Annotated in this window: 33 protein-coding genes; all 33 read right to left on the bottom strand. The window is 60.7% G+C overall.

Translation table 11 applies throughout. The annotated features are described in order from the left end of the window. Nucleotides 1–36 precede the first annotated feature (36 nt). The 33 genes from recX to HXW87_RS09740 all read right to left on the bottom strand — a co-directional run bounded on the left by recX (nt 37) and on the right by HXW87_RS09740 (nt 26467). Complete coding sequence (gene recX, locus HXW87_RS09900; RefSeq protein WP_239778838.1) at nt 37–507, bottom strand: recombination regulator RecX; 471 nt, start codon at nt 505–507, stop codon at nt 37–39. 8 nt (nt 508–515) lie between these two features. Continuing rightward, the gene (gene recA, locus HXW87_RS09895; protein WP_003222269.1) at nt 516–1574 is read right to left on the bottom strand and encodes a recombinase RecA; all 1059 of its coding nucleotides are present in this window, start codon (nt 1572–1574) and stop codon (nt 516–518) included. An 83-nt stretch (nt 1575–1657) separates the two neighbouring features. Continuing rightward, complete coding sequence (locus tag HXW87_RS09890; RefSeq protein WP_047291987.1) at nt 1658–2158, bottom strand: CinA family protein; 501 nt, start codon at nt 2156–2158, stop codon at nt 1658–1660. Between the two features lie 68 nt (nt 2159–2226). Further along, entirely contained in the window at nt 2227–2745 is a 519-nt protein-coding gene (locus HXW87_RS09885) for a lysis system i-spanin subunit Rz (RefSeq protein WP_239778837.1), read from the bottom strand. Further along, a complete protein-coding gene (locus HXW87_RS09880) occupies nt 2724–3290 on the bottom strand; it encodes a glycoside hydrolase family 19 protein (protein WP_086792126.1) in 567 nt (188 codons plus the stop codon). The genes HXW87_RS09885 and HXW87_RS09880 overlap by 22 nt, the downstream gene beginning before the upstream one ends. A gap of 33 nt (nt 3291–3323) precedes the next feature. Further along, nucleotides 3324–3578: a hypothetical protein gene (locus tag HXW87_RS09875; protein WP_047291982.1), complete on the bottom strand. Its 255-nt coding sequence runs from the start codon at nt 3576–3578 to the stop codon at nt 3324–3326. Further along, the gene (locus HXW87_RS09870; protein ID WP_239778836.1) at nt 3578–4738 is read right to left on the bottom strand and encodes a hypothetical protein; all 1161 of its coding nucleotides are present in this window, start codon (nt 4736–4738) and stop codon (nt 3578–3580) included. Before HXW87_RS09870 ends, HXW87_RS09875 begins: the two co-directional genes overlap by 1 nt. 18 nt (nt 4739–4756) lie before the next feature. Next, the gene (locus HXW87_RS09865; protein WP_239778835.1) at nt 4757–5203 is read right to left on the bottom strand and encodes a phage tail assembly chaperone; all 447 of its coding nucleotides are present in this window, start codon (nt 5201–5203) and stop codon (nt 4757–4759) included. Next, nucleotides 5204–6091, bottom strand: a complete 888-nt coding sequence (locus tag HXW87_RS09860) for a phage tail protein (RefSeq protein ID WP_182403983.1) — start codon at nt 6089–6091, stop codon at nt 5204–5206. Then, nucleotides 6091–6564 (bottom strand): phage tail assembly chaperone, encoded by a 474-nt coding sequence (locus HXW87_RS09855; protein WP_239778834.1) that lies wholly within the window; start codon nt 6562–6564, stop codon nt 6091–6093. The genes HXW87_RS09860 and HXW87_RS09855 overlap by 1 nt, the downstream gene beginning before the upstream one ends. After that, the gene (locus tag HXW87_RS09850; RefSeq protein WP_182403981.1) at nt 6564–7490 is read right to left on the bottom strand and encodes a hypothetical protein; all 927 of its coding nucleotides are present in this window, start codon (nt 7488–7490) and stop codon (nt 6564–6566) included. Before HXW87_RS09850 ends, HXW87_RS09855 begins: the two co-directional genes overlap by 1 nt. 21 nt (nt 7491–7511) lie before the next feature. Further along, the gene (locus HXW87_RS09845) at nt 7512–8078 is read right to left on the bottom strand and encodes a tail fiber assembly protein (protein ID WP_182403980.1); all 567 of its coding nucleotides are present in this window, start codon (nt 8076–8078) and stop codon (nt 7512–7514) included. An 8-nt stretch (nt 8079–8086) separates the two neighbouring features. Beyond that, the gene (locus tag HXW87_RS09840) at nt 8087–9181 is read right to left on the bottom strand and encodes a phage tail protein (RefSeq protein ID WP_239778833.1); all 1095 of its coding nucleotides are present in this window, start codon (nt 9179–9181) and stop codon (nt 8087–8089) included. Between the two features lie 136 nt (nt 9182–9317). After that, nucleotides 9318–9833: a phage tail protein gene (locus HXW87_RS09835; protein WP_095667366.1), complete on the bottom strand. Its 516-nt coding sequence runs from the start codon at nt 9831–9833 to the stop codon at nt 9318–9320. Continuing rightward, a complete protein-coding gene (locus tag HXW87_RS09830) occupies nt 9830–10981 on the bottom strand; it encodes a phage tail protein (protein WP_182403979.1) in 1152 nt (383 codons plus the stop codon). Before HXW87_RS09830 ends, HXW87_RS09835 begins: the two co-directional genes overlap by 4 nt. Before the next feature lie 71 nt (nt 10982–11052). Then, nucleotides 11053–11472 (bottom strand): tail fiber assembly protein, encoded by a 420-nt coding sequence (locus tag HXW87_RS09825; protein ID WP_182403978.1) that lies wholly within the window; start codon nt 11470–11472, stop codon nt 11053–11055. 17 nt (nt 11473–11489) lie between these two features. Beyond that, complete coding sequence (locus tag HXW87_RS09820; RefSeq protein ID WP_239778832.1) at nt 11490–12365, bottom strand: phage tail protein; 876 nt, start codon at nt 12363–12365, stop codon at nt 11490–11492. A 14-nt stretch (nt 12366–12379) separates the two neighbouring features. After that, nucleotides 12380–12979 (bottom strand): putative phage tail protein, encoded by a 600-nt coding sequence (locus HXW87_RS09815; protein WP_108181847.1) that lies wholly within the window; start codon nt 12977–12979, stop codon nt 12380–12382. Further along, nucleotides 12967–14013, bottom strand: a complete 1047-nt coding sequence (locus tag HXW87_RS09810) for a baseplate J/gp47 family protein (protein ID WP_095667369.1) — start codon at nt 14011–14013, stop codon at nt 12967–12969. The genes HXW87_RS09815 and HXW87_RS09810 overlap by 13 nt, the downstream gene beginning before the upstream one ends. Then, nucleotides 14003–14401, bottom strand: coding sequence for a phage GP46 family protein (locus HXW87_RS09805; protein WP_047601236.1), 399 nt, complete (start codon nt 14399–14401; stop codon nt 14003–14005). The genes HXW87_RS09810 and HXW87_RS09805 overlap by 11 nt, the downstream gene beginning before the upstream one ends. After that, on the bottom strand, nt 14401–14910 hold the full coding sequence (locus HXW87_RS09800; RefSeq protein ID WP_095667370.1) for a phage baseplate assembly protein V: 510 nt from the start codon (nt 14908–14910) through the stop codon (nt 14401–14403). Before HXW87_RS09800 ends, HXW87_RS09805 begins: the two co-directional genes overlap by 1 nt. Before the next feature lie 143 nt (nt 14911–15053). Then, nucleotides 15054–16097, bottom strand: coding sequence for a phage baseplate assembly protein (locus tag HXW87_RS09795; RefSeq protein ID WP_239778831.1), 1044 nt, complete (start codon nt 16095–16097; stop codon nt 15054–15056). Between the two features lie 3 nt (nt 16098–16100). Then, entirely contained in the window at nt 16101–17336 is a 1236-nt protein-coding gene (locus HXW87_RS09790; RefSeq protein ID WP_239778830.1) for a DNA circularization N-terminal domain-containing protein, read from the bottom strand. Beyond that, nucleotides 17323–19320 carry a hypothetical protein gene (locus HXW87_RS09785; RefSeq protein WP_239778829.1) on the bottom strand — a complete coding sequence of 666 codons (1998 nt, stop codon included), beginning with the start codon at nt 19318–19320 and terminating at the stop codon, nt 17323–17325. Before HXW87_RS09785 ends, HXW87_RS09790 begins: the two co-directional genes overlap by 14 nt. A gap of 130 nt (nt 19321–19450) precedes the next feature. Then, nucleotides 19451–19747 (bottom strand): phage tail assembly protein, encoded by a 297-nt coding sequence (locus tag HXW87_RS09780; protein WP_007908778.1) that lies wholly within the window; start codon nt 19745–19747, stop codon nt 19451–19453. After that, the gene (locus HXW87_RS09775) at nt 19744–20091 is read right to left on the bottom strand and encodes a phage tail tube protein (RefSeq protein WP_007964335.1); all 348 of its coding nucleotides are present in this window, start codon (nt 20089–20091) and stop codon (nt 19744–19746) included. Before HXW87_RS09775 ends, HXW87_RS09780 begins: the two co-directional genes overlap by 4 nt. 67 nt (nt 20092–20158) lie before the next feature. Then, the gene (locus tag HXW87_RS09770; RefSeq protein WP_239778828.1) at nt 20159–21655 is read right to left on the bottom strand and encodes a phage tail sheath subtilisin-like domain-containing protein; all 1497 of its coding nucleotides are present in this window, start codon (nt 21653–21655) and stop codon (nt 20159–20161) included. Beyond that, nucleotides 21655–21837 carry a DUF2635 domain-containing protein gene (locus HXW87_RS09765; protein WP_041072263.1) on the bottom strand — a complete coding sequence of 61 codons (183 nt, stop codon included), beginning with the start codon at nt 21835–21837 and terminating at the stop codon, nt 21655–21657. Before HXW87_RS09765 ends, HXW87_RS09770 begins: the two co-directional genes overlap by 1 nt. After that, entirely contained in the window at nt 21834–22418 is a 585-nt protein-coding gene (locus HXW87_RS09760) for a hypothetical protein (RefSeq protein WP_239778827.1), read from the bottom strand. Before HXW87_RS09760 ends, HXW87_RS09765 begins: the two co-directional genes overlap by 4 nt. 172 nt (nt 22419–22590) lie before the next feature. Next, nucleotides 22591–23619, bottom strand: a complete 1029-nt coding sequence (locus HXW87_RS09755) for a phage-like tail protein (protein WP_047291950.1) — start codon at nt 23617–23619, stop codon at nt 22591–22593. 10 nt (nt 23620–23629) lie between these two features. Continuing rightward, nucleotides 23630–23842, bottom strand: coding sequence for a tail protein X (locus HXW87_RS09750; RefSeq protein ID WP_095667376.1), 213 nt, complete (start codon nt 23840–23842; stop codon nt 23630–23632). Then, nucleotides 23835–24218, bottom strand: coding sequence for a phage tail protein (locus tag HXW87_RS09745; protein WP_047291946.1), 384 nt, complete (start codon nt 24216–24218; stop codon nt 23835–23837). Before HXW87_RS09745 ends, HXW87_RS09750 begins: the two co-directional genes overlap by 8 nt. After that, on the bottom strand, nt 24218–26467 hold the full coding sequence (locus HXW87_RS09740) for a phage tail tape measure protein (protein ID WP_239778826.1): 2250 nt from the start codon (nt 26465–26467) through the stop codon (nt 24218–24220). Before HXW87_RS09740 ends, HXW87_RS09745 begins: the two co-directional genes overlap by 1 nt. Nucleotides 26468–26506: the final 39 nt, after the last annotated feature.

The following is a 26506-nucleotide window of genomic DNA, read 5'->3' as shown; positions in this document are numbered from 1 at the left end:
CTATTTTCATAGCAGGCCGTTTCTATTTAAACCGACTTAGTCGTCCATCCCTCTGCGGCTGAACAAGCGGTTGATCATCTCCATCGAAAAGCCCCGATAGGCGAGGAAGCGACCTTGCTTGGCGCGTTCCTTGGCATCAATCGGCAAGTGTCCGGAGAACTTGCGCTGCCATGTGTCCCGAAGCTGCTCCTGCCAGTCGATACCGCTCTCACGCAGTGCGAGTTCGATGTCGGCGCGTTGCAAACCACGCTGCCCCAGTTCTTCGCGAATGCGCAAGGGGCCATAACCGGAGCGGGCACGGTAGGAAACAAAGCTTTCAAGGTAACGGGCTTCAGAAAGCAGCCCCTCTTCCGTCAACCGGTCGAGGGCTGTTTCGATCATTTCCGCCTCAGCGCCGCGCTGACGCAGTTTACGCGTCAGCTCAACTCGACCGTGCTCGCGTCGAGCAAGCAGGTCCATGGCGGTTCGCCGCACCGCGACGAGGGTATCCAGTACAGCGGTGGTCATCGCTGCGATCAGATATCAGCGTCAGCCAGGTCGTCTTCGGTCTCTTTGACCGCAGAAGCCTTGGAGTCGGCGATCACCGCTGGCGACAGCAGTTTGTCACGCAGCTGCTTCTCGAGCTTGGCAGCGACTTCCGGGTTGTCTGCCAGGAACTTGGCCGAGTTGGCCTTGCCCTGACCGATCTTGGTACCTTCATAGGCATACCAGGCGCCGGACTTCTCGACGAAACCGTGCAGCACGCCCAGGTCGATCATCTCGCCGTTAAGGTAGATGCCCTTGCCGTAAAGGATCTGGAACTCGGCCTGACGGAACGGCGAAGCCACCTTGTTCTTCACAACCTTGACGCGGGTTTCGCTGCCGACCACTTCGTCGCCTTCCTTCACCGCGCCGGTACGGCGGATGTCGAGACGGACCGAAGCGTAGAACTTCAGCGCGTTACCACCGGTGGTGGTTTCCGGGCTGCCGAACATTACGCCGATCTTCATGCGGATCTGGTTGATGAAGATCACCAGGCAGTTGGCGTTCTTGATGTTACCGGTGATTTTACGCAGCGCCTGGGACATCAGTCGGGCTTGCAGGCCCACGTGCATGTCACCCATTTCGCCTTCGATTTCAGCCTTCGGTACCAGCGCAGCCACGGAGTCGACGATGATCACGTCGACTGCGTTGGAGCGCACCAGCATGTCGGTGATTTCCAGGGCCTGTTCGCCGGTGTCCGGCTGCGAAACCAGCAGATCGTCGACGTTGACGCCCAGCTTGCCGGCGTACTCAGGGTCGAGGGCGTGTTCGGCGTCGACGAAGGCGCAGGTCGCACCGGCTTTTTGCGCCTGGGCGATCACGGACAGCGTCAGTGTGGTTTTACCGGAAGATTCAGGACCGTAGATTTCAACAATACGGCCTTTTGGCAGACCGCCGATGCCGAGTGCGATGTCCAGACCCAGAGAGCCGGTGGAGATGGCCGGGATCGCCTGACGGTCCTGATCGCCCATACGCATTACGGCACCCTTGCCGAATTGACGTTCGATCTGACCCAGGGCCGCAGCCAAGGCTTTCTTCTTGTTGTCGTCCATTAAAGTCCTCACGTAATCAATAAGGCCTGACGGCCAACACCTGTATAAGTAGCCAGTATTATTCCACAGCGTTCGCGGATCGCCTACCCCTGATTTTCGATTTCTCGTGCCGCTAGTCGCAACAGCCCCTCTAGCGCGGCCTTCACCGTTTGTCGGCGCACTTCGTCGCGGCCACCGGGGAAGTGCTGAACCTCGCTGGAAATCGCATCGCCCACGCCCCACGCCAGCCACACCGTGCCCACCGGCTTGTTCGGTGTACCGCCATCGGGCCCGGCCACGCCGCTGACGGCGACGGCAAACCGCGCCAGGCTGTGCTTCTGCGCACCACGCACCATCGACTCGACGACTTCGCGACTGACCGCACCCACCGTACCGAACAAGTCGGCGGGCACATTCAGTTGCCGGGTCTTCTGCCGGTTGGAGTAGGTCACGTAACCTGCCTCGAACCACGCCGAACTCCCGGGAATCCGCGTGATCGCCTCAGCAATCCCGCCACCGGTACACGACTCGGCCGTGGTGACGTGGGCGTTGAGCAACTGCAAACGTCGGCCAAGCTCGGCAGCCAGTTGAGTGATCTCTTTCACGGTGCGCTCCGGATCGGGTGGAATGACTACCACCGTACACGACCCGGTTGCGCTTTCAATACACAGACTCATTCAAAATGTTCGGGCGCCAACGCTCTGACATAGGCCTGACAGGCCTGCAGGGCAATCAGTCCGCGGTCGCCGGCGTCGGTGATGGCGATAATTCGTTGAGCATGCGCCGGGTCAAGTCGGGCGCGTACGGCTGCATGATCCACGCCGCCGGCGCCGGCGGTGGCTGGCACCCCGCAGCCTTGGGCAGCATCGCCGGCGTCGATGAGGACTGACAGGCGCAGATCAGCAGTGGCAAGACGATCGCGCAGGCGATCTTGATCACGTTGGGCATCGCTCATGGCTCGATAGTGGGTTTGTTCACTGGCCGCCAGGCGTTGCTCAAGGGCCAGACGTTTATCCTGCTCGACCTGCTGCGCGGCGGCGGCGGCCGAAGTCAGTTGATTGAGGGTGTCGGCGTGCAGCCGAGCCTGCTCGGCCAGTTGCCGCCCGTAGCGCCAGTCCTGAAACTGCCAAGCCAGCGCAGCGGCCACCGCAGCCAGCAGCAAAATGCCGATCAGGCGCCAGGAGATGGACATAGCACCGCCCTCGCCCGCGCCCAGATATCCAGCCGATCCTGCAACCCATTCAACCCGCCGTTGATCCGCCGGGTGATGCTGTTGAACTGGTCGCGGTCGGCCAGATCGTTCAGGCCGTTCTGTTCCCAGAACCATGCCGCCGATTCCGCTGCCCATTGCGGTTGCTCAAGCAACTCAGGCAAGGACAGCAGACGCTCATCGCCGAACAGGCCGAGGCTGCACTGGCGATAGTTGCTGCGCCCGGTGATCTGGATCAGCCCGCGACCGCGGTACTTCTGCCCGTCGCCGTCGGCCTCGGGCGTGTTCCCCAGACGCAAGGCCAGCGTGCCGGTGTCGTATTTGCTCAGGTACTGGTTGTTGCCCAGCTCGCGCACGTATTGCAGCTGCCCCGACTCATGACCAACTTGTGCCAGGAACGCGGCGATGCGTTTGGGCGAGTCGATATGGCGGCGAGTCATTGCTTTATTCAGTGCAGAAACAAAAACGCCCGCTTGGGAGCGGGCGTTGGGCATGATGGTTTTAAGGTTGTCTTCAGTGATTTGCATGATGCGTAATCCTCCCTGGATGCTCCGATTGAATCATGGATGGCGGACAACGCCCCCCAGCCATTTTTTTGCCAGAGTTGTCAGGGTGTTGTTCGGTGCCGCGACTTCGGGGGCTGTGAACACCCAGCCGAGGGTGCCGAAGTTGGCGCTCCAGTCAATTTGCGGTAGCGGAGTAATGTCGGTGATATCGACCCAGATCAGATCCGGGTGAAACATCTCGGCCATGTTGCCGTCAGTCGAGAACAGTTCGACCACAGTGTTGTTGACGATGCGTGCGTAGGTTTTCATCAGGCGTACTCGTAGATGATCACTGCACCAGGGGCACCGGAGGCACCCGGCCTGCCAGATTGACTGGGGGCGTTGGCAATGCCTCCCGCCCCGGAACCGAACCCGGAGCCAGGTGACGCGATTGCTCCCTGCACACTGCTGGCAACACCTCCATTGCCCAAGGGTGAGTTGGCACCATGTCCGGCCAAGGTCGACGCATTGATGGAAATACCTGTCGAACCGGCAGAACCGGCCATGCTGACTATGTTTCCGCCTTTCGCAGCTTGGCCGGGATACCCACCAACGTACAGACCGGTCCCTGGGAAGCTGGTGTAACCCAACGAGGTCGAACCAGCACCGCCAGGCGCTGAAACCAGCGATCCCAAGGAGCTGGTTCCGCCCGTTCCAGCGTCGGCTGCGATCAAACCTGCGGCGCCACCAACGCCCACCGTGACGATCTGACTGGCTCCTACCGTGGCGGCCGAAAGCCAGGCTTCCGCATAACTACCAGAGGCCCCTCCACCTGCAAGCGAATACTGGGAAGCAGCTGTCCCAACAATCCCTGCACTCCCGCCACCTCCGCCGACAATTTTCACCAACACATTCTTCATCCCCACCGTCGGCACATAAGTGCCAGACGAGGTAAACGTCTTCACTCCCAATAACCGTCCACTCGCCGCACCAGCACCGCTGGCATACACCAGTACCCAACTGTCCAGCGCCGCGCTGTACACCACAGAACACACACTGCCGGCGACAATCTCGGCAGGCCGCAACGCACTCAGCGCCAGGCTCACCAGCGGCTTGGGCAGCAAGCCATTCGGAGCAAACGTACTCGCCCCGGTGTTGGCGTTGCCAGCGGTGAAGCGCAGCGCCAGACCGTCCTTCAACGTAGTGATGGCGGGCAGGTAGTTGGCCATGTACAGATTGGTCGCACCGATATCGGTCGCATGCTTGTCTTCACCGGCCTGACTGATTTTTTTCAGCGCCTGCAACAGTTGTGTGGCATCGGTTTCGCTGGGTTCAAGACCTGCAGATTTGACGACATTCAACAGTTCATCGGTAACGCTGTTGCCCCAGGTTGCCGGGATCAGCGATCCGGGCAGGCCAGCGACGGCGTCTTCATTGACGAACTTGCCGTTCACCAGCCCGACGCTGGGAACGCTTTTTGGATAATCCATTTCAACTTCCCTGATGAATTACAGCGCAGCAGCCAGCCACCTCGGCGCTACCGGCCGGTGCTCGGTGAACGGAAAAAACGAATCTTGCGGCCAGTCTCGCAACTCACGGCGATAGGTTTGCAGTTCGGTGTATTGCTCGGTGGTTAATGTAGTGCCGCCGCCGTCCTCGAGTTCATCGCGGTCACGTGCTACCAGACCGTCGGTGGCAGACAGTTGCGCCGTACGCCATGAGCGCTCGATATCAGCCGCTTCATCTGATGAAGGAGGCGGTGGATCGACCAAGATCGGATAGCCGTTATCCGCTCGCACACCGATCACTTTCGAGGTGACAGCCATTTGCTGCAGCAGCGAGATCCAGTAGCCTTGGGGAATTTCGATAACGTCGTCGGGAATGTCCGTTGAATTGATACCCGGCACATACGCGCCCAAAGTGCTGGCGCTGAACAAAACATTGAAAGTGTTCATTCAATAGCCCTTTGCAAAATAATTTACGGTGCAATTGCCGGCCAGAGCGCCGGACGCATCGCGAATTTTCAGCGTGCAACCCACTTGGCTGACGGCAATCAATGCGACCATTGCTACATCGCCTCCCGCATGGGTGGCCACAAGAGAGAAATAGCCCCTCGGGAATGGAACCGGGAATGTCACGTTGACGATGCCGGCGGCATTCGACAGTCCCGAGCCCCACTGATCGATATTTCCACTGGCGTGTTTCTGATATCCGGGGTTATTCACCAGTCCGGAAAACAGCGCAGCATATTTCAGACTGGCGGTCCCGTGGACCGTCCAGATGCCGTTCTCTTTGACAACGTTGGCACTTTCACCGCTGTTGATCACAATCGAAGTCAGATAGGCGCCTTGCGGGCTAATTTGGCTACCGCTCAGGCAGGCGATGGTGATCGCGGCATTGCTGCGGCAGTGAAAGCCGATCGTTGCACCATTCGGAACAGTAGTGATATCCGGCAGGGTTACGGTGTACGCCGAATTGCCTCCAAGACCGATCGCCCATCCCACATCCGCCGCCGTCAACTGTGTTGCAGCAGACACGCCCCGCGCTCCGGCATAGTTACCCAGAGCGCGCTGAACGAACTCGGACGTTGCCGCCGAACGACTGACATCGAATGGCGCAGCCGTCTGGAACAATTGATTGCTGCGCAGGGCGCCGAGCAATTGAGTATTCGACGCCTCACTCGGCGTCAGTCCACCGGCCCGCACTACGCCGAGAATCTCTTGGGTAACGCCGTTGCCCCAACTTGCCGGAATCAATGAACCCGGCGAGCCGTTTAGCGGGTCCTCATCGACAAACTTGCCGTTTACCAGCCCGGCGCTGGGAACACTATTTGGGTAATCCATTAATTCTCTCCTGTTCTGCAAGCGAGCCAAGTCGGGGCGGAAGGTCGGGAAACTGCGGAAGGAAATTGCCTGGAATCAGGCCAATCGCGTAGCGCTTGTCGGTACTCCAGCAACTCCAGATACTGCGCAGCCTTGAGCGTCGTCCCGCGACCCAGTTCCTGCTCGTCACGATGCCGCGTCACCCACCATTCAGTGGCCGACAGGCTGGACTGGCGCCAAAGGCGCGCTGCCGCCAGAGGCTCTTGTTCATCGGGGACGATTTCGGGGGCAACGACCGGACTGATCGTTACAGGCAACGGCGCAATCTCCTCGCGCAGTTCGCCGACAGGTGCGCCGATTTCGATCTGCATGCCCTCCGGTACGGGCACCATCGACTCGACGAAAGCGGGGGCAAACAGTTGGGTGATCGCGTAGTCACCGGTGTCGATCAATTCGACCGCGACACCGTTTTCTACTCGTGCATAACGAGCCATTATTCGTACTCCCAGATTTCACAGAAGGCGTTGCCGCCAGCACCACCAGCGAAAGAATTCGTAGGATGCGACGAACAGGAGCCACTGCCTCCTGAGCCTCGAATACCCGCAACACCAGGGTTGTTTACGCCCTTGTACGGGGCGCCGCCGTCGAACGGGCTTGCGGCTCCACCACCGGAGAGCACTCCCCAATTGCCGTTGAACATTGCGTAGCCGCCGGTGTTGCCACGTGCGTTGGCAAGATTGCCGCCCACCGCGTCTTGGCCTCCGAGGCCGCCTTGGACGTACCCTGAGGCAGAGGTTGACGTATCAATGTTCAGGATCTGTGCACCGCCCCCGCCTCCCACGCTCATGTATGAGCCGAAGGAGGCCCCTCCGCCGCCCAACCCCATCGTGGGGCTGATTGCACCACCCGCACCCAAAGAAACAGGCACGCCGGCAAGCATTTGAGGTGTCACGTCATACAGGCTTTCGGCATAGGCACCCGAACCACCTCCACCGCCAATACGTAAATTACCGGCGGCAACAGGCGCACAACCTCCACCCGAACCACCCGCCCCCACCAACCGCACGCGAATCCGTTTGGCCCTGGGATTGGGCTTGTAAACCGTGATCCCGACCGTCTCGATCTGCCGCACCGCCAACAACCGCCCCACCGCATCGGTGATGCCGTAACCGGCCAGTGTGGTCGGGGTGTTTCTCAGTTTGGTGAAGTCGACCAGCGCGCCGATGGCCGTTGCCAACTGGTCGGTTCTGGCTTCATCAGGCGTCAGACCGGCAGCTTTGATCGCGTTGAGAATTTCTTGCGTGACACTGTTGCCCCACGCGGCCGGGATCAACGAGCCCGGTGAACCGACGATAGGGTTTTCATCGACAAAACCGCCGTTGACCAGGCCAACGCCGGGAATACTTTTTGGATAATCCATTGCACTGCTCCCTGTGCTGAATCAGTTGGCTACGGCTGCGCCGGGAACGACCGGCCAGGTGATTTCATCGGGAAAGCCGGCCTGCTTTTCGATGCGGTTCAGCTCCACGCTGTAAAGCTTCCATTCGATCAGCAGCAACTGTTCGTCATCGCTGGCATCGCCGATATCCTCGGCGTATTGCAGCGGCGCGATGCGCAGGACGGCGTCGCGCAGCAGTGCGTCGCGCTGGCCAAGACATTGCTGCCTGACACTGGCCAAACGCGCCTGCTCATCCAGCACCCAGGCGTTGTCGCGCCAGATGTGGAATTCACCTGGCCATGGTTGCGCGGTCAGGGTGTCCGGCAACTCACCCAGCTCGGTCCAGATCTGTTGCGCGCCGCCGTCCTTGCGATAAACCATGCCACGGCGGTCGATCACTTCACGCGGTACACCGTTGATCAGTGCCCAGCTACGACCGGTTTCCGGCTCAGGCAACTCGTACGCCAGCTCAACAGCATTACCGGGTAACTGGATGCCAATGCCCGGCGTGACAATGAACTCGACAGGCCCGGACAGAGCGCCCGAGCCATCAAATAGATAATTGAACATAAAGTGCCTCAGATGAGTTTGATGCGGCCGGGATAGGCGATGTTGCGCGGGCGGGATTTGAAGGCGTAGAGCAAAACTGCTGCGGTATCCCTCTGGTAGGTGGTGTTGACCGGAAAGATCGGGCCGCCATTGACCAGCCCTGTAACGTATTGCGGTTCTTCTCGGGTATCCGCGTCAAAACTGGTCAGGCTATCTGACCAGTACGCGCCCACAGCGCCTGCGCCATTGGCACCTTGCGCATAGGAATGCGTCGATCCAGTCTGAAAAGTACCCATCGCCCGCCCGGCATCCACACCACGACCTTCATCCAGAACCCGCAGGAATTCGCCTCGCCCTTCGGGGCCACGAAAGGTCGTCGCACCATCACCCGTGGTCCATTTTCCCTCGGAGCCTACGCGTAAGGCTTCAGTCCCCAGCATTCCCGATTGCTGGGCGTGATCCCACAGCCACGGCCATTCCGCGCGTTTCATCACGGTGCCATTCAATGCACCGTACCCGCCGGGACTGAGCATCAGGGTCGTCTCGAAAAACGGCCGTCCCAGCGGGGTATTGTCAAAGCGACCTACCGGCCACCAGCTACCAGCCCCATCACTGCGCAAATGCCACCAGTCACCGCCGCCCATCAATACGAAGAACGGATAACCGCTGGCCGACAGATGGGTGTGAAAACGAATCCCGTCAGTACCGGACGCCTGGATGACCATGCGATTGCCGCTGTTGTCCACCCGCCGAACAATCACGTCGCGCACACCGAGTGCGACGTTGGCCGGTGGCAGCAGCACGGTCACAGCCCCCGGGCTGCCGTCGATCAGCACCAGGCCGAGCTCGGCCTCGGTCAGGGTTTTCGACGCGGACAATCGGGTGATGACCGAACGCATCGGGCTGGCTCTGCCGATAATCGACTGAATCGCCTTGTACAGCTGACCGGTATCGGCTTCAGCAGCCACCAACCCGCCACCGTTAATCACACTCAGAATTTCCTGAGTCACGCTGTTGCCCCACACCGCCGGAATCAACGAACCCGGCGTGCCAGCCACAGGGTTTTCATCGACGAAGCGACCATCGACCAGGCCGACGCTGGGGACGCTTTTTGGATAATCCATAGGTTTTTCGTTCCTCTGAAATACAAATGATCCGCGTCGCGGCGATCGCGAGTGCGAGCCTGCAACGGTCTGTTTTCTGAAAATAAAAAGCCCACATCGAAGTGGGCTTGGGTGATGCAGAACGAAGGCGTTGCGACTAGAGATTCTGGCTGCTGACCAGTTCGCGAATCGCCGCCAACGCGTCATCGCTTGCTCTTCGCGCCAGATCGGGATTGCCTTTGGCCGCGTGCGCACGGATCTGCTGTTTGGCCTTCAGACGCAAGGTGCGCAGGGCCAACAAGTGATCGGTAAGCTGATCGGCCTTGCTCAGAATCTGTTCGGCAGCCTGTTTGGCAGTTCGACCTTTGACTACCCACGCAGCAACCGACAACGGTACCTCTTTTTTTGGATAACCGGCGTCTTGATAAGCCTGAGCGTCGGCAGCAGCCTGGGCGTACTCCATGGCTTTGAGCGGGTCCCCGGCCAAAACGGTGCGAGCACTGTCAGCCGCCGCGTCGACCTTGGAACACCATTGCTCGGCTTCGTGAAGCTCCAGCTCGGCGACTCTGGAAGCGTTCAACTGCCACGTTTCTCCATCCCAGACATGGGCACTGGAGGGCTGTGCTGGACGCAAGCCTTCCTCGAACTGATGCAGCTCTTGAATGATGATCATCGGATCAGCTCCCAGGAAAAGTTCACGTTCACGGCGGCGGCGAAATTGACCGCAATGCCATTTGCGTAATCGGCCGGGCCAACACTCTTGAGCCCCATGCTGAACAATAATTCGTCACTGGCGGCATTACTTGCGCCCAACGTGTGTTCGGCCTGATACGACTGCCACAGCGAGCGCAATTCGTTGTGATCGAAGCTGGCAGTCAAGGTCGAAACGGTTGTGTCGCTGACCACATTGCTGGAAAAAATCAGTACGGCGCCGCCCGCTGTTGCCCAGCCATCCCAGTTGTTGGACGTCCCGACAGTCGGGTTGAGGTAGCAGTAATTGCCTCCGAGCCAACCCGTCGGCGCGAAGTTCACGCTGGTAATCCCGGTGGGATGCGGCGTCGGGTTACCCACCACCAACCGTGCCGCTCGGGCATGCGGATCAAGTGGCAGGTAAACCACGCCATTGCCATTGACGGTCTGCGTCCACGACAAGCGGTTACGGTTGTAGATCGCCCTGACAATGGGTATAGACCCGGGTCCCGCCGTAACGACCCAGGCCAGACAGATGTCCAGCGGCGTCGACTGGAAACCACCGCCCGCCGCACCATTGACCGTCCCTTTCAAACCGTCTGGCGTAGCGTCGTAAATCGTGCCGCGCTGCATGTAAAAGGTCAGCGCGCCCGCAATCACCTGCGCCCGGAGAAAGTAGCCGGTACTTGGCAGCAAATCGGGACTGCTCCACACCTGGGTGGTGAACGTACGCGCACGCCCCAACTGCCCGGCCACCACCTCCTGACCAAGGCTGATCAGCACTCCAGCCGGAATTGATACCCGACCACCACCCGTCGAAACCGCCGCTGGCGTGATCGCCAGACGACCATCCGGCGTCGCCACCGTCGCGGTCGGCAAAGACCCGATCGGCAACGCCGAATCCAGATTCCAGCCCTTGGCCGAAACGCTCTGAATCGCCTGCAACAACTGGTCGTATTTCTTCTCGTCCGGAGTCAGATCCCCGGCCTTGATCACGTTGAGAATTTCCTGCGTGACCCCGTTGCCCCAATCAGCAGGAATCAGCGACCCCGGCGTCCCGGTCAGCGGGTTTTCATCAATAAACTTGCCATTCACCAGACCGGCGCTGGGCACACTTTTTGGATAGTCCACGGACGGACCTCCCGTTATTCAGAGTGATGGATTTTTTAGACAGGTTTTCAGGCTTCCGACCGGAACAGTTCTCAGGCGGGCAGCACAGGCCAGACCACGTTTTGCGGATAGCCCGGCTGCTTGTCGATCTTGTTCAGCGCCAGTTTGTAGGTCGCGAATGCCTTGAATCGCTGCATATCGTCTGCGTCGAGCAGGCCCGCGATGTAGGCGTCCGCCATGCCGACGGTTTGCTGATCGGCTTCGGCCAACAGCTCATCACGGCGCGCCAAGGCGGCAGCTCTTCGCTCGCCATCAACCACTTGCGAAGCGTTCGGCAAAGAATGTTTGGTGACCTTGCCGTCGGTATATCGCCAGATGCCGTCGCGCTCATCAATCGTGCGCAGGAACAGTTCGTCGGAGATCTCCACCGCGCCGGCAGGAATCTGCAGGTGAATAGCCGAGTCGTAGCGCCCAAGAAGTTCGCCCTGGGCATCGAAATGAATGTATTTCATCGTCCTCACCTTTATCGTCAGAAGCCCAGAGCGAACCAGTTCCACCCGCCGGGGTCGCCATTGGAGAAGCGCTGAAACTGGCTTGACGAGAGTTTCCATAAGGAGAAACGCAGGTCGGCGAATGCCGGAGAAATATCGCCTCCCGACAGCAGAAGCACTTTGTTGGGAAATGCGATCGGATAAGTGACGGTCTCACTTAGCCCACCCCCCGAAGCCGTTCCCCACTGCAAAATCATGCCGCTAGGTAAACGCTGGTAGCCGCTGTCACCCAGTGAGGCGGTAAACATCGGCGAATATTTGAGCGCGCCATCGCCGGAGTCCAGCCCCCACCCCCCACCCAATAGCAGTCGCCTGAAGGTTACGAAACATCCCCCTGCAAATGACAAAGACGTAGCGGATACCCCATTGATGGTGCTCAGACTTTCACCATTACGAGCCTTTACCGTCAAACTACCGGTGCTGCTCAGAATCCTGACCAGTCCACCAGGAGAAACACTGGACCAATCAGGCAGAGTCACCGTACATGGGCCAGTGAAGACTGAAAGCTTGCCAACATCAGCAGCCGTCAGCGTGACATCCCCTACATAGTTGGTCTGCCCTGCCAGACTGCCCAGCGCGCGCTGAACAAATTCTGTCGTCGCAACCTTCTGACTGACATCGAACTGCGGTGGCGTTTCATACAGTTTCTTGCCACGCAGCGCCTCGAGTAACTGCGTGTTGAGCCCCTCGGTGGGTTCAATCCCGGCAGCCTTGATAACCGTCAAAACCTCTTCGGTCAGGGCGTTGCCCCACTCAGCAGGAATCAACGATCCGGGGGTTCCGGTGATCGGGTTCTCATCGACAAAACGACTGTTGACCAAACCGACACCGGGCATGCTCTTCGGATAATCCATCCCCTCATTCCTCCCTAGTCATAATTGATGTGCACCTTGGTATGCGCCGGCGCACTGCGGTGGATCAGGCATTCAAGCGCCGAGCCCGGGTTCACGCCAAAGCGCTCGCCCCAGTAACTCGCGCCGTAGCGCCGACCCAGCAGCAGGCGGCCGCCGGTGTTGAGGGTCCACATGAACTGCGCTTCCCAGGTCCCCCAGTGCGCTGCGCCAAAACGCGAGCGGCCCATGCGTGGGGCTTCGTGTTCGGTGATGCTGGCGTTGGGGTAGCCCTGGCTTTTGGCGATGTCGAGGTAGTAACCGACGGCCTGGCTGCCGACCGCGAGCAAGCGGCGGCGTACGGCGAGGCGGCGGTCGTCGAACAGCGGCGTGGCGCCCAGGCACGGGTCGGGCAGCTCCATCACTCGCTCCCAGTCCGGCACCAGTTCGCTGACGCCTGCCGGGTCCATCTCGTTGAGCAGGTCGGCGGCACGGGCATCGAGACGGGCCAGCTCGACGGCGACGCCTTGCAGCACGTCCTCGAGTTCCGGGACGCGTTCCGGATCCCATGCCGGGCCGCTCGGCAGCAAGGCGCGTAGTTGCGCCTGGTATTGCGCGGCGGTTCTTATGCCCCCCATACGCAACCTCCGAAGGTGAGCAGCTCGCTTTGCCCGGCAGGCACGTCAGCGGCCGGTGCGGTCAGCGTGTGATCGTACTCACCGCCGGCGCTGCTGATGGCTTCGCGGATATGGCTGATCAGCAGCGCCACACCGAGGTCGGCCTCGCGGTTGTGCAAGTCGCGCAGCTGCGCTTCCACGGCGGCGCGCACAGCGGTGGTGTCCGGATTGACGCTCTTGAAACGGTACACCACCGGTACCTGAATCGGCCGCTGCACATGCACTTCCGCGGTCACCGGACGCAGCGGTTCGATGTACGCCTGAACCTCCGCCAGTTGTTCATCGTTGGGCACCGGTTGCGGGTCTTCATCACGCATGATGAACACCGTCACTGTGCCTGGCCCGAGCAGGCCGCCACGGCACCAGGCCCGCGTCACACCCGGCACTTCCAGCGCCCAGGTCTCGTAATCGCTCGCCGAACCGCCGTGGGGGATCACGCGATAAGAGCGGATCACCCGCGAGCGCAACGACTCCAGGCTTTCGCGCGCCACGCCACCACTGAGGCCGGGTGCGAGCACCACAAAACTGTTGCCGACCACGCCGGCGATCGGCTGCACCGGGTTCAGCGCCAGACCGGCGTCGGCATTGCCCAGGCTGCCAGCGTCGAGCGCAGCAATCGTGGTGGTGTTGCCGCCACTGACGGTAGTGCGCGCGGCGGTGACTTTGTAGGTACGGCCATCGCTTGCTTGCAGCAGCGTGTCAACGTCGAGCACCGCGCCGGCAGTGGCGGTAAAACTGACGCTGCCGGTGGCGACTTGCGCCGGTTTGCGCGGCTGGTTCAGGCGAAGCGCGGCGATGCGTTCCAGGGTCGATTCGTCGGCCTTGTCCGGCAGGATCTGCTCGGCAATCCAGTCGAGATAACCGTACAGACCATAAGCCGCGCCACCGAGGGTGCGGGCCAGCACTTGCGCATCGGACTGGCGCAGCGAATCGCCGGCCAGGTCGCTTTGGGTGCGCTTGATCAGCACCGGCAGCGAAGGGGTTTCAAACGGCATAGATCACCTGCCAACTGTTATCGGGGTTGATGTCCAGACGTTCGCCGTCGGCCAGGGTCAGGACCGTGCGCAGGTTCAGGCGCTGGGCGTCGAGGCGTTCGCTGATGATGTCGATGGCGCTGCAGTGGCCGTCGTCGATCAGCCATTGCAGGGCTTCGCGGGCATAGAACTCGGCGTCCATCTGGGTCTGTCGGGTCAGCTTGACCCGACGCAAAAGCCACAGCCGCGAACCGATGCGATCGTCGGCGACGGTGGGAAAGCTGTCGCCCCACCAGCCGAAGCGCTCCTCGTCGTCGAGGGCGTCGTCATCGGCGGCGCGGCGCCAGGTGAACAGGCTGATGAGCACGGCGCGGGTCAGTGCGGCGTGGAGGTTCTGGCTGATGAACATCATTGGCCTCCTGCCGGCGCACCGGTCTGGCCGCTGCCGGCCTGCACGCCAACATGCACGTGTTTGATCTGGCTGATACCGCCGGCGAGCTGATCACCGGTGGAAACGATCTTGCCGGTCTGGTTGATCACCGGCGTGTCGAAGTTCACCGCGCTACTGGCGCGGATGTTCAGGGTGGCGGTTTCGATATCGATGATGCGCCCGCGCTTGAAGTGAATTTTGTCGCCCTCGTCGGTGTAGATCGCCACTTCGCCCGAGGCCAGCGACTGCAGGCGATAACGGCGATCGGCGACCACCAGGGCAATGGCGTGGGAACGGTCGCCGCCGAGAAACGTGACGATGCCCTCGGCGCCGGCCAGCGGGTTGCTGGTGAAACCGTACGGTTCGAAATGCTCCAGGTCGTCGTTCACTTCACCGGCGGTGAGGCGCATTTGCAGCGATTGCAGCTTGGAAGCCGAGTTGGCGAGCACGACAGTGCCGCGCGCCAGCAGGCGTGTCAGTAGGCTCATGGGGTGTCCTTCAAAAAAGTGGCCCGGATGGGATCAATGTGGGAGCGAGCCTGCTCGCGAAGGCGGTGGGTCAGTCACTGTGATGTTGAGGCTGGCGACGCTTTCGCGAGCAGGCTCGCTCCCACAGGGGTTCGGAGTCAGGCTCAGGTTTTTTTCGGGGGCGTTGGATCAGGATCGAAGGTATGCGGTGGCGCCACTTGCAGCGTGGTCACCGAGCCTTGAGACGACAGCGAATACGTGACTTTGGAAATCAGCATGTCGCTGTCGAACCCGAGCACCGGATCCGTGACCTTCACCAGCGTGTTGTGGCGCCACAGATCGCCATTGGACTGACGCCAGCCCTGCACCTGATAGGTGGTGGTCTGCGCCCGGCCCATGCGGGTGGCGCTTTCCCATTGGGCGCGTTGCTGGGCCAACTCGAACGTCAGTGCGGTGCCTTCGTTGATGATCGTGGTGCGGCGGCGCTTGAAGCTCAGATCAGCCGCGCTGGATTGAACCTCGCTGACGGCCGCCCCGCTCTTCTTGTCCGAGCCTTTCTGCTGACCGATCACTCGGTACTCAGAAAACACCTGGCTCTGATCCATCGGCGCGTTCGCCGACAGAATGTTCTTGCCCAACTCCAGCGCGTCACTGGCCCGACCACCACTACCGGGCTTGGCCAGCACCAGCCGGCCTTGCTCGTCATCAGTGGAAAACACCCGGAACAGCGAGAGCAGACGGTCGATCGACTGGAACACCGTTTCGCCCGGCACGATGGTGTGTTTGGCGAGCCGCGCGGTCTCGGGAATTTCGTTGACCACGTACAGCGAGTATTCCGCCGCCAGAGCCTGGACGATGCTGAGCAGCGGTTGCTCCTGCCATTGGTTCGGCCGGTTGGTGGCTGCGCAATCGACCAGATCCTGAGTCTTGGAACTGCCCTCGATGCTCAGGCTGATCTGGCGCCCGTCGTAGCGGATCGGCGCCTTGAACACGTAGCCGGTGAGCACCAGATCCTGGCCGATCTTCACTTCGCACGGGTCACCCGGTTTGATCCGCTGATCCACCGTCTGCCCCGGCCACTGCCAGGTGATGTCGAGTTTGAAGGTGCGGAACTGACGCTCAAGATCGGCGGTGATTTCCACGCTTTTCCAGCCGCCGTATTCCATATTGTTGACGGTCAGCGTGACGCGGTTGTCTATCTCGCTCATGGTTTACTCCCCGGAGACTTTCACTTCGTTGGGTGAGAAACCGGGATGGGTGATCCCGTTGCGTTGAGTGATTTCCGTGACCCGCGTCGCATCGCCAAGGTACTTGTAGGCCACCACCAGTGCCGGAAAGCTTTCCTGGAACGACTTGCTGACTTGCCGCACACCCGACGACGCGACGGCCTTGAGGTGCGCAAGCAGCGCCTCTTTCACATCGCTGATGGCCTGGTAGTGCGCCGGGTCGGCCTTGTCCAGCATCGGGTTGATTGCCACCGCCACGGCGTCACGCAATGCCTGCATGTCGTCACTGACCGGGACTTCCTGGCGGGTCACCGGGCTCGTCGCCTGTTGCCCTACCGCAGGTGTCGATGACAGTTTCACCGGGCTTGTCGCCACCGGCATCGACGCCACCCATTGCGCGACTTTGACCAGCACCGTGTCCTGCACCAGATCGGCCATGGCTTGTGCCGCCGCGTTGGTGTCCTTGCCGGTGGTGATCTTCGGCGCATCGGCCTTGCGGATGGCTTCGAGTTGTTGGGACACGTCGGCAATCACGCCACGGTAGCCCTCCTTCGCGAATGCCTTCAGTTCCTTGATATCGCCGAGTAAGCCTTTGAACTCCGCCGCGACTTCCTTGGGCAACTCCTTGACCGCTTTGACCAGTTCGGTGATCTGCCGATACTGCTCGATCAGCGGTTTGAGCTGCTCCTTGATCACCTCGTAGACCCCGGTCAGGCTATTGCGCAAATTGGCGATGCCGATGCGCGCCGCCTTGATCAGCGTCATCGCCTGCTCGAAACGCGCCACCGCCGAACCCAACAGCGTGTCAGCTTTGGCCAACAGGACTTTTTGCGTACTGACCGTGGCAGTCGGAAACGGCAATGGCCGGTCGGGATAGAACTTCAGACTGAACGTCACCAGCCCGCCGTCCTGGCGGGTGTGGGTCATGTCGCATTCGCCGACCTTGACCTGCAAACGTCCAAGCCATGGATGCACCAGTTCACCACTGCCCGCCTCCAAGGCCTTGAGCAGCTTGTCGCGCGGCTCCAGGCAATCGGCGCCGATGATGAACGCCGTAATGTCGTGGGTCTTGGCCTGCTGGCCGAGATCCTCGAAATACGGCAGGTCGCGTTGCGGGTATTCGTGCAACTGACCTTTGCGACCGACCGGGGTTTTCGCCTGATCGATCCAGAACCCGACACCGCGAAACGATGCCGGCAACAAGCGGTCACGCCAGTTCATTGGAACCTCCTGCCGACAACGAGCGATAGCCGATGCGCGACGACAACGCCAGGCCCGGTTGATTGGTTTGTGGTTGATCGGTACGCAGCCCCGCCGGTGCGTTTTCGAAGCGCACGGTCAGGCCGCCTTCGAGTTGCGTGCGGTTGTTGGCAGCACTTTGCTGGATCAGGGCGCTGGAGGATTGCGGCAACGTGCTGTTCAGTGCCGCGCCGCCGGCAGGTGCCGCCGTGCTGGTGCTGGTGAGGGTGGCGAAGATAGCGGTGAAGTTGCCACCGAGCAGTTCTTTGACCTGCCCGAAGATGCCTTGCAGCTTGGTCCACATCTCACCGAACCAGGTCAGCACTGGTTGCCATTTCTGCTGGATCGACTCCAGCGGCGACTGGCTGAACAGATCGCCAAAGACGCTCTTCAGCACCTGTGCATCCGTGGTCAACGACGCCCACAAACCGGAGAAATACCCGCTCACGCCGCTCCAGGCCGCCGTTGCCGACTCCACCGGCAAGACGTCGAATACGCTGCGCAGGTTTTCCTGCAACGTGGCCATCGATGCCCGCAGGACATCCCAAAGCGCCGAAAAAACGCCAACCACGGGTTGCCAAGCCGATTCAATCGTCGCCACCGGCGATTGCGTGAAAATCGATTTGACCTGCTCCCACTGCGCGGTGGCGTTACCTGCAACACCGCCAACAAGATTGCCAAACACATTGTTCAGCGAACCCCAGGCGCCGGTAATCGTCTGCACCGGCGACCAACTGAACTTCGCCTTGAGCGCGTCCACACCGGCAGCAGCTTTGGCCTGTGCGCCGGCGAAGAAATCACTGACGACATTGCTCGCAGTTGCAAAAGCCTTGCTCATCACTTCACTCGGCGAGAAACCGAATTTCGCCCTGAGCGTGTCGATACCCGCTTGCGCATCCGCGATGGTGCTGACGAAGAATTCACTCACAACACTGCTGGCTTTCGCCAATGCCTTGTTCCACACCTCACGCGGTGAGAAAGCGAACTTCGCACTGAGCTTGTCGATCCCTGCTTGTGCATCCGCCATCGTGCTGGCGAAAAAATCACTGACAACGCTGCTGGCTTTCGCCAACGCCTTGTTCCACAGCTCACGCGGCGAGAAGTCGAAAGCCGCCGCGAGCTTGTCAGTGCCTGCCTGCGCTTTCGAAACCAAGCCGTTGTAAATATTGACGACGCTGTCGACGCCGGCAAAGAAGTCCGCGCTGATCTCTCCCCACGTTTTGCTGATCGATGCGCCCATCGATTCGATTGCCTGCGTGGTCGCCACAACTCCAGTGTTGAATTTCGTCGAAACGTAGTCCCACATCCTGCCGAAGAATCCGGAAATCGACGCCCAGTTATTGGTAATCAACCGCGCGCCGATCACGATGATGGCCACCGCTGCCGCGATAGCCGCCGCAATCAGCCCGATGGGTGAGGTCAAAATCCCCAGCACCGCGACCAGCCCCATCGCCCCGACCGTGACCACCGTAAACGCTACGGCAGCGGCCGCCAGCCCTTCGACCAGATACGGATTGTTGGCGACAAACTGGCCAATCGAAGTCATTACCGGCGTCAATGCCGTGACGATGCCGTTAACCGCCGGTAACAACGCCTGACCGATTTTCAGCGAGATGTTATCCAGCGCCTTGTTGAATTTTTCCAGGTTGGCCGAGGTTTCGCCCTGCACCACCTTCGGCACTTTAAGGCCCTTGAGTGCCCTGGTTTTCTTCGCCAGCGCATCCTGCGCTTCGATGGCTTTTTTGATGCCGTCCTGAAACGGCTTGAGCAAACCACCTTCGGCAATGAAACCGGCCACGTCCAGCGGCTCAAGGCCGCTGTCTTCCATGCTTTTCTTGAATGCTGCGACCTTGCCGCGCAGCCCCTTCATCTCGGCCTCCATCTTCTCGGCGCCCTTGAGCACCACAAGCATGTTGACCGTGACGGGAAAGTTCTGCGGGATCAGGCTCAAATTAGTATTCGCCATCACTGCACCTGCTGCATCGCATTGATCCGTTGCGCGTGCTCCAGCGACTCGCGGAGCACATCCAGTGGCCTGGCCATCATCTGTTCGGGGTCAACCTTCCAGAACCAGGCCAGGTCATAGGCGACTGCGATCAGGTCGGTGATGGCGCCGACGCCGCACTCATGAAAAAACTCGCAACGGCCCAGCTCAGCGCATTGAGGTCAGCCAGATCGAGCTGGTTGACCGACGACGGCGGGATGCCGGCGCACACGGCGATGTATTTGGCCGCCACGTCCATGTCGAGGCTGACTTCTTCGCTCTTGTCGATCTTGTACGGCAGCGCCTTGATCGCTCGCACTTCCTGCACCGTCGGACGGCGCAGGACGAGTTCGGTCAGTGGCTCGCCGTGAGCTTCGATCGCAACCTGAAGCTTCACGGCGCCGCTCATTGCCAGGTCCCCTTGATGCCTTCGAATTTCAGTTCGATGGTGGCGTCATCGCCTTTGGAAACCGGCTCTTCGACCAGATAGGCACCGGCCAGCACGTAGACCTTGCCGTTGCTGAATTCGCAGGTGACGGTGATGTCGGTGCCTTCGATCAGCTTCTTCAGCGGAAAGTCGGCGGTGTGCAGCGCAGTCACTTTGAACGACGGCGCGACGTCGGTTTCCTTGTAGAAACCCGGTACGACGGTTTCGCGTTTGACGGCCATCAGCGGGGCTTCGCAGCCGCCGTTGATAGTCAGTTGTGCACCGTCGACTTTGACGTAGCAGGTGCCTGCAATCACTTGACCCATGGTGTTACTCCCTTCAAATAAAAAAGCCCACCGAGGTGGGCTGAATGCTTACGGCCAAGCGCGGCGATCAGGCCGCGTCGTCGTATTGCAGACGGAATTGGTTGAGCAGTGCGAACACGCGCAGACCGTTGATGTAATCCGGCGGGAACAGCACGTTCACGCGGCTCGGGTCCTGCACGTCGCGTTCGACGATCAGGTGCTCGGCGAACAGCTCGGCGTTCTCCACGTGGCCTTCCAGTTCCAGCTTGGCGTACTGCGCGATCAACTCGCCGCGAATGGTCGCCGGAGTGACGATCGGCTGGCCAGCGCCGAAACGGGTGCCGTCGGAAGCCAGTTTGTGCCGGCCGTACTTGCTGGTGATCACGCTTTGCAGACGACGCACGATGAACGCCGACTGGTGCATGGTTTCGCTGTCCAGGTAGGAGTTGTCGGCCTGGCCGTAAGCGTTTTTCTGGTAGGTGGTGATCGAACGCTGGATGCGTACGTAACCGCCTTCGTAGTAAGCGGTGGCGATGCCGTAGTTGAGCAGCGACTGGCGCTCGGTCAGGGTGAAACGCTCGCTGGCCGGCGCTGGATCAACACCCGGCAGGCTGCCGCTTTGGGTCGGACGGCTGGCATCGGCGGAGATGAACACCGCGGTGCGCGCAGCCAGTGCGGCAGCTTGTACCCAGAACGGTTGCGGGACGCCCGGCTCCAGCGCCTGAATGGTCATGTGCTGGTCGTTGCGTGCCTGGCCAGCAGCAACCAGGGTGCCGACGGTGCCGCGCTTGGCGCTGTAAACGTGACCGAACAGTTGCTTGGCCCAGGACCAGCGACCGGTGCTGTCATCCATCACCGCTTGCCAGGTGTTGAGGGTCGACAGATCCGACCACGGCAGAGCGATGAACTCGAACGGCTCGTCGCCCAGTGCGGCCACGGCTGCGACCTGGTCCGGTACACCGGCGCCACCGGTCATGGCGGTGATCGCAGTGGTCAGGCCGGCCGGGGTTTCTTCGCCGTTGCTCTTGCCCAGACGATTGAACTGCAGGCTGATGTCGTTAGCGCTGTCGCCGGTCCATTTGGCGGTCAGAGTGACCACGCCTTCAGCAGCCGCAGCGCTGACTGGCAGATCGGCGGTGGCGTTGATTTTCTGCGCCAGTGCGGTGGCTGCCTGAGCAGCGGTGGCACCGTTGACCACGGTGGCTTGCACACGCACACCAGCGACGTACAGGTTGAGCACGCCAGCCTGAGTCGCGGTGCCGGTCAGCGTCAGCACGCCTTTGGCGATGGCGCCTTCAGCGTTGTGCAGCGGCAGGCACCAGATCTCGCCGATCGGGTCGGCCTTGCGGAAGGTCTCGTACATCGAGGCGAGCATCGAGCCCTGACCGCCGATGCTTTTTGCCAGTGCAACGCTGGAGACCAGCACCAGTTTGCCGACTTCAGTCGGGGCGATGTTGTCGTTGACCTGAGCGACGATCAAGCGACGCAGGCTCGAGCTCGCGCTATTGGCGGCCGAGTTGTCCATTTCGGCATAGAACAGCGGTACACGAATGTCCGCGGGGATGTTGCTGAATCCGATCGCCATCATTTGGCTCCCTGTGGTTTAGCCGCTTTTGCGGTTTTGAGTGTGATATCGCCGTCGGCCAGACGCCGGCGCCACCAGGCGCTGTCCAGCACTTCACGGCCTTCCTTGGGCAGCAGATCGCCCGCTTCCGGGTCAGGCACGGCACGGCCAGCGGCCGGCAGTACGGTAATGCGATTGCTCATGGGGTTACGTCTCCAGAGAAAGTCAGTTCCACGCGCCCGTCAGGGCCCGGGTGTTTCAGATTGGGGTCGGCCGGGTCGATCGCATCGACCCGCACGGTGACCCCGGTAAAGGACGACAAACCGTCCAGTTCACGTTCGTGCCAACTCTCCGCAGGCTGACTGGGCAGATTGCGGCCGAGCTGGAACTCGGCAAAAAAGCGCAGCCGGTAAAAGGCGCGGCTGCTGTTGATCGAGACCGTTTCGCCGCCGTCATAAACGATGGCGCTGTAGTCGTTGCCGGGCTTGAATCCCACCAGTGCGCGCCACAGTTCGGCGCGCAGGTCGTGCAACAGATCCAGCGCTTTTGTAGCGTCGGTTGCGTCAAGCGCGAGGACGATTTCGAAGCGGTCGCGGATCGGTTGGGTGGTGAGGTTTTGTGCGGTGCTGTTGCTGGCCAGATCGGCCAGCGGCAGCACGTGGGCCGAGGGTGTTGGCAGATCGGCATTGCCTTGCAGCAACGCCAGATCGACACCGACGGCAATGTGGTTGGCAAGCCCAGGGCATTGCGCACGCAGCTGCGTGAGGATCGGGGTGATCTTCATGGTGGTGTTCCAGAGTTGAATGAAAAGCGGTCTGCAGAACACTGCAAAACCTGTGGGAGCTGGCTTGCCAGCGATGGCGGTGGATCAGCCGGCGTCTCTTTTGAATGGGCTGGCCTCTTCGCGGGCAAGCCCGCTCCCACAGGGATCTTCATCGCAGTGACAAAGCGGGGAATCAGTCCTTGGCTGCGGCCTTGGGATCAAGGCCGCTGGCATCAATCACGCAGCGATAGCTGTTCTCGCGATTGCCGCTGGCGGTGACTTTTTCAATCGACCAGCGCCCGCGCATGAAGTCTGGCCAGGTGTCATCGAGCAGCACCAGACCTTCGGCCGCCAGCAGTGGATTGCCGGGACAGGTGATCTTCACCTTGTACTTCTGCCGGAGCATCTTGCGCACTTCGCCCTCGCCGACGGCGATCGCATCGGCTTCAGTGGGTTGTTTCTGGCGCAGGGTCTTGAACGGCGCAAGCCCCGTTTCAACCCAGCGCAACACACCTGCGGCGCCATCCCAGAAACAGGTCTTGCAGCCCTTGGTCTGCTCGCGGGCAGACTCCTCCAGCGTGGCGCTGACGAACGCGTGATCGCCCGGACGGTTGTTGCTGGTCACCGACAAAGTCACGTCCGCCAGCACCTGGCCCGACAACGACTTGGTCTGGCCGGGACGGGCCAGCACGTACACGTCGTTGTAGGGTTTGGTCACCGCGTTGTACTTTTTTGCCAGGCGCGTCAGAAAGCTCATGTCGGTTTCGTTGGACTGGTCGACGTGCTCGATCCTGATCATCGCCACCTCGGGCGCGACGCGCGGTGAAAAGCCATGGCTCGACACCAGTTTGCGAAACAGCGCACCCAAAGTGGTCGGGCCATGACTGGCCGTGCGACGTTGCTTGAAGCCCGTTTCATCCTCCTTGCTGAACGGCGCCGCCGTGGCCACCAGCGTCAGGCGAAACGGGAACAGCGTCGGCGTCAGACGTGTCACTTTGAACTGGCCCTTGTCGACCAGCCCCGACTCCAGATAACCGACCTCCAGGCCGATTTTCCCGCCCAGATCCGGCAGCCCTTCGAGGCCTTCAAGATCGATGGTCAACGTCAGTTGATCAGACTCGAAACCGGCAGCGTCGATGTGTTCCCAACTGATCAGGCGTTGATTGAGCAGGGCCGAATGGGCCCCATAGAGTCTTACCGCCGGGGTGAAACCCAGTGCCATGCAAACCTCCTTAATCCCACGCCGTGAGCGGTTTGATCGTGGCCGGTTTCGAGTCGAGTTCCGGCAACGTGACCCAGACGCCCGCCGGCAGGATCGGGCCGTGTTCGGCCAGGGTCGGGTTGAGTGTCCACAGGGCCTCTTCGGCGGTGTCATCACTGCGCCCGGTTTCGCGGTAGAGCAGCAGATTCACCGAATCACCGGCCACGCTTCGGACTTTACGCATTGTTGAACTCCGCTAGCTCAATGACCCAGTCAACGACCATTGCCGTGCCGTCATCGATGATCTGGCTCTGGGTTTCCTGAATATTGTTGATTCGCCACAGGCCCCAATTGCGACCGATGCCGTCAATCAACGGCAGCGGGATACGCTGGGCCTGCAACGCGCGCAATTCGTCGAGCCGATCCATGGCCACGGCATACATCGACTTGCCGGTGATAGTCAGGGTTTCCGGTTTTTGCCCGGTCTGGCTGGACTTGGGTTTGCTGGTGAGAATCTGGATTTCGCTCCAGCCTCCATCGGACTTGCGCGCCAGCGAGCTGTAGGCGAAGTCGCGCGACAGGCCGAAGATGAAACTACCCAGCGCCATTTGTTGTTTCATCAGGCGACTCCATCGGTCAGGGCTGCGTCACGGCGGGTGGCGAGAGCGTTGGTGCCTACTGCGGGTGTGAATGCGGTATCGAAATGGTTGCGCATAACCTGCGAAACCACATCGCCGATTTTTTCGGCATTGAGCACATCACCGCCGCTGATCTGCACTAACGGCGAGTAGGTGTAATTGGACAGTTGCGTCTGAGCGCTGGTCAGATCCTTGGCCACTTGCGCGGGGGGCGCGAGTTTGTCATCGGCAGGTTTCCCCCATTGTTCCCCCACATAGGAGCCGAGCATTCCGCCCAGAGTGCCGCCGATGAATGTGCCAATACCAGGTGCAATGAACGAGCCGATCGTGGCACCAATCGCCGTTCCAGCCAACTCGCCGGCAGCACCTTTGACAGCTTGATCATCGCCGTCACGCCAGCCCTTCAAACCTGCGTAAGCGGCATGACCAATCGCCAGCGGAGCGCTCATCTTGAAGGCGGGCAATGATTTGACCAGCGGCGGTAGAAGCTTGGATTTGGCGCCATCGACCAGCGGCATGAGCTTGGCAGTCGCGCCGCTGAGCCAACTCGGGCGCATGCTTTTGGCCATCTCGCCGACCATTTTCACGCGGGTTATCGCATCGTCAAACATCGGGGCGATTTTGGCCGTCATCGTGCTCAAACGTCCGCCTCGACCGGCGCCAGAGGAAGGAACACGAGACCGCGCGCTGGACGGTGCACGTCGACCGGGGCGCTTTCTTTTAGGCCCCTCGCCGCCGTCGTCACCGCCATTGATCACATCGGCAATATCAGCGGGCAATCGCGCCGTCGCCAGACGCAACAGTTTCGAGTTGACCGCATCCAGCACCGAGGCGACCCCGGTCTTCAGTACACCACCGACGAACGGCATGGCGGCCACACCGGCCAGCGTGAGGCCAGCCGCCAGGAACGGCAGTGCTTCAGCAGCTGAACTCAAGCCATTGACCACAGCCGTTAGCGACACTGCCAGCGCGTCAGTCATGGGCGCGAGTGCATTTCCCACCGCTGTCGACAAACGATTAAGACTCGCATCCAGCGCATTCCAGCGCCCTTGTGACGTATCGCCAAAGGCTTCGGCCGTTTTCGTCGCGGCACCGGCGCCGGAACCCAGTTCCGACGTTGCGTATTGGTGCTTGTCGGACACCCGAGTGAAGGCGGTCTTGACGTCGTCGGGCTTCTTCAGCAACTCAAGAATGCTGGTACTGCTCTCGCCAAACAGCGTCTTCGCCGTGGCTGCACGTTCGGGTACGGATTGTTTGCCAAGTGCTGCGAGTACCGAATCAATCGCACCCGGCGCATCCGTGCGCATCTTCTCACGCAATGATTCGGGGTCCAGGTGCAACCGGGTCATCGCCGAACGCTGTTCGGCTGACGCAGCATTTTCCTTGCCGAAGACCGAGGTAAAGCTCTTCAACGCCGTACTGGCAGCGTCCTTGTCGGCCCCGCTGTTCAACAGCGCAGTGGCAAATGCTGCAACCTGTTCCGGTGTCATTCCCGATGCAACAGCGCTCTCGCCAGAGCGTTGAACGACCGCGCCGATATCGGCAGGTTTGGCGTCCAGACCGCTGCTGCCCAGGTAACTGACCGCATCGGCCAGATCCTGACCTTGGTATCGATCCAGCTTCAAGGAGGAACGCCAGACCGCAAGCATTTCCCCCGCGGCCTTGACGTCAAGCCGGAAGGCCGTGGCATTGATCGCCGCGTCGCCGGAGTACGCTCTCAGCTCTGTCGCTCGCTGATCACCCTTGGCGCCGTCGGCAATACCAGCTCGCGCCCCGACCTGCTGGATTTGCAACAGATCCGCACCCGTCGCGCCACTGGCTGCAACCGACCGCTGAGTCGCGAGTTCCAGCGTTTGCTCCGAATGCGCTTGAAGCTGGTCTTTGTTGAGTCCAATCAACTGATTGAGCTCAACCAGCGCCGTCTCGTTAGCCATCGCCGGCTGCAGTTTTTTCGGGGGCGGACGCTGCTCGATTTCCGCCTTGAGTTTTGACTTCGGCTCACTGTTGGCGGCTGGCGGCGCCGCGACGACCTTGAACAACGATTGCTGGCTGACCAGCAGCTCGCGCAGCTTGATCTGCTCCTGCGTCAGCAACCGAATGTCCTGGCTTGCCAACGCCAGTGTCAGGTTCAGATCCTGCAGCGGTTTGCCGAGGTTATCGGGCAACGTAAATCCGCCGTTTGTGTTACCGCTCTCACCGGCGTATGCGAGCGCATATTTACTCTCTGCCATGCCGCTCTACTCCTGTTTCACGCCAAGGCGAGTGATCGC

The sequence above is a fragment of the Pseudomonas sp. Y5-11 genome (genome assembly GCF_022368695.1).
GTDB classification, from domain to species: domain Bacteria; phylum Pseudomonadota; class Gammaproteobacteria; order Pseudomonadales; family Pseudomonadaceae; genus Aquipseudomonas; species Aquipseudomonas parakoreensis.
This window is presented reverse-complemented; position numbering and strand designations above follow the sequence as displayed.

Coding starts and splice junctions, on each gene's coding strand:
- recX (WP_239778838.1), bottom strand. CDS start 507: ATGACCACCGCTGTACTGGATACCCTCGTCGCGGTGCGGCGAACCGCC.
- recA (WP_003222269.1), bottom strand. CDS start 1,574: ATGGACGACAACAAGAAGAAAGCCTTGGCTGCGGCCCTGGGTCAGATC.
- HXW87_RS09885 (WP_239778837.1), bottom strand. CDS start 2,745: ATGTCCATCTCCTGGCGCCTGATCGGCATTTTGCTGCTGGCTGCGGTG.
- HXW87_RS09880 (WP_086792126.1), bottom strand. CDS start 3,290: ATGCAAATCACTGAAGACAACCTTAAAACCATCATGCCCAACGCCCGC.
- HXW87_RS09875 (WP_047291982.1), bottom strand. CDS start 3,578: ATGAAAACCTACGCACGCATCGTCAACAACACTGTGGTCGAACTGTTC.
- HXW87_RS09870 (WP_239778836.1), bottom strand. CDS start 4,738: ATGGATTATCCAAAAAGCGTTCCCAGCGTCGGGCTGGTGAACGGCAAG.
- HXW87_RS09865 (WP_239778835.1), bottom strand. CDS start 5,203: ATGAACACTTTCAATGTTTTGTTCAGCGCCAGCACTTTGGGCGCGTAT.
- HXW87_RS09860 (WP_182403983.1), bottom strand. CDS start 6,091: ATGGATTACCCAAATAGTGTTCCCAGCGCCGGGCTGGTAAACGGCAAG.
- HXW87_RS09855 (WP_239778834.1), bottom strand. CDS start 6,564: ATGGCTCGTTATGCACGAGTAGAAAACGGTGTCGCGGTCGAATTGATC.
- HXW87_RS09850 (WP_182403981.1), bottom strand. CDS start 7,490: ATGGATTATCCAAAAAGTATTCCCGGCGTTGGCCTGGTCAACGGCGGT.
- HXW87_RS09845 (WP_182403980.1), bottom strand. CDS start 8,078: ATGTTCAATTATCTATTTGATGGCTCGGGCGCTCTGTCCGGGCCTGTC.
- HXW87_RS09840 (WP_239778833.1), bottom strand. CDS start 9,181: ATGGATTATCCAAAAAGCGTCCCCAGCGTCGGCCTGGTCGATGGTCGC.
- HXW87_RS09835 (WP_095667366.1), bottom strand. CDS start 9,833: ATGATCATCATTCAAGAGCTGCATCAGTTCGAGGAAGGCTTGCGTCCA.
- HXW87_RS09825 (WP_182403978.1), bottom strand. CDS start 11,472: ATGAAATACATTCATTTCGATGCCCAGGGCGAACTTCTTGGGCGCTAC.
- HXW87_RS09820 (WP_239778832.1), bottom strand. CDS start 12,365: ATGGATTATCCGAAGAGCATGCCCGGTGTCGGTTTGGTCAACAGTCGT.
- HXW87_RS09815 (WP_108181847.1), bottom strand. CDS start 12,979: ATGGGGGGCATAAGAACCGCCGCGCAATACCAGGCGCAACTACGCGCC.
- HXW87_RS09810 (WP_095667369.1), bottom strand. CDS start 14,013: ATGCCGTTTGAAACCCCTTCGCTGCCGGTGCTGATCAAGCGCACCCAA.
- HXW87_RS09805 (WP_047601236.1), bottom strand. CDS start 14,401: ATGTTCATCAGCCAGAACCTCCACGCCGCACTGACCCGCGCCGTGCTC.
- HXW87_RS09800 (WP_095667370.1), bottom strand. CDS start 14,910: ATGAGCCTACTGACACGCCTGCTGGCGCGCGGCACTGTCGTGCTCGCC.
- HXW87_RS09795 (WP_239778831.1), bottom strand. CDS start 16,097: ATGAGCGAGATAGACAACCGCGTCACGCTGACCGTCAACAATATGGAA.
- HXW87_RS09790 (WP_239778830.1), bottom strand. CDS start 17,336: ATGAACTGGCGTGACCGCTTGTTGCCGGCATCGTTTCGCGGTGTCGGG.
- HXW87_RS09785 (WP_239778829.1), bottom strand. CDS start 19,320: ATGGCGAATACTAATTTGAGCCTGATCCCGCAGAACTTTCCCGTCACG.
- HXW87_RS09780 (WP_007908778.1), bottom strand. CDS start 19,747: ATGAGCGGCGCCGTGAAGCTTCAGGTTGCGATCGAAGCTCACGGCGAG.
- HXW87_RS09775 (WP_007964335.1), bottom strand. CDS start 20,091: ATGGGTCAAGTGATTGCAGGCACCTGCTACGTCAAAGTCGACGGTGCA.
- HXW87_RS09770 (WP_239778828.1), bottom strand. CDS start 21,655: ATGGCGATCGGATTCAGCAACATCCCCGCGGACATTCGTGTACCGCTG.
- HXW87_RS09765 (WP_041072263.1), bottom strand. CDS start 21,837: ATGAGCAATCGCATTACCGTACTGCCGGCCGCTGGCCGTGCCGTGCCT.
- HXW87_RS09760 (WP_239778827.1), bottom strand. CDS start 22,418: ATGAAGATCACCCCGATCCTCACGCAGCTGCGTGCGCAATGCCCTGGG.
- HXW87_RS09755 (WP_047291950.1), bottom strand. CDS start 23,619: ATGGCACTGGGTTTCACCCCGGCGGTAAGACTCTATGGGGCCCATTCG.
- HXW87_RS09750 (WP_095667376.1), bottom strand. CDS start 23,842: ATGCGTAAAGTCCGAAGCGTGGCCGGTGATTCGGTGAATCTGCTGCTC.
- HXW87_RS09745 (WP_047291946.1), bottom strand. CDS start 24,218: ATGAAACAACAAATGGCGCTGGGTAGTTTCATCTTCGGCCTGTCGCGC.
- HXW87_RS09740 (WP_239778826.1), bottom strand. CDS start 26,467: ATGGCAGAGAGTAAATATGCGCTCGCATACGCCGGTGAGAGCGGTAAC.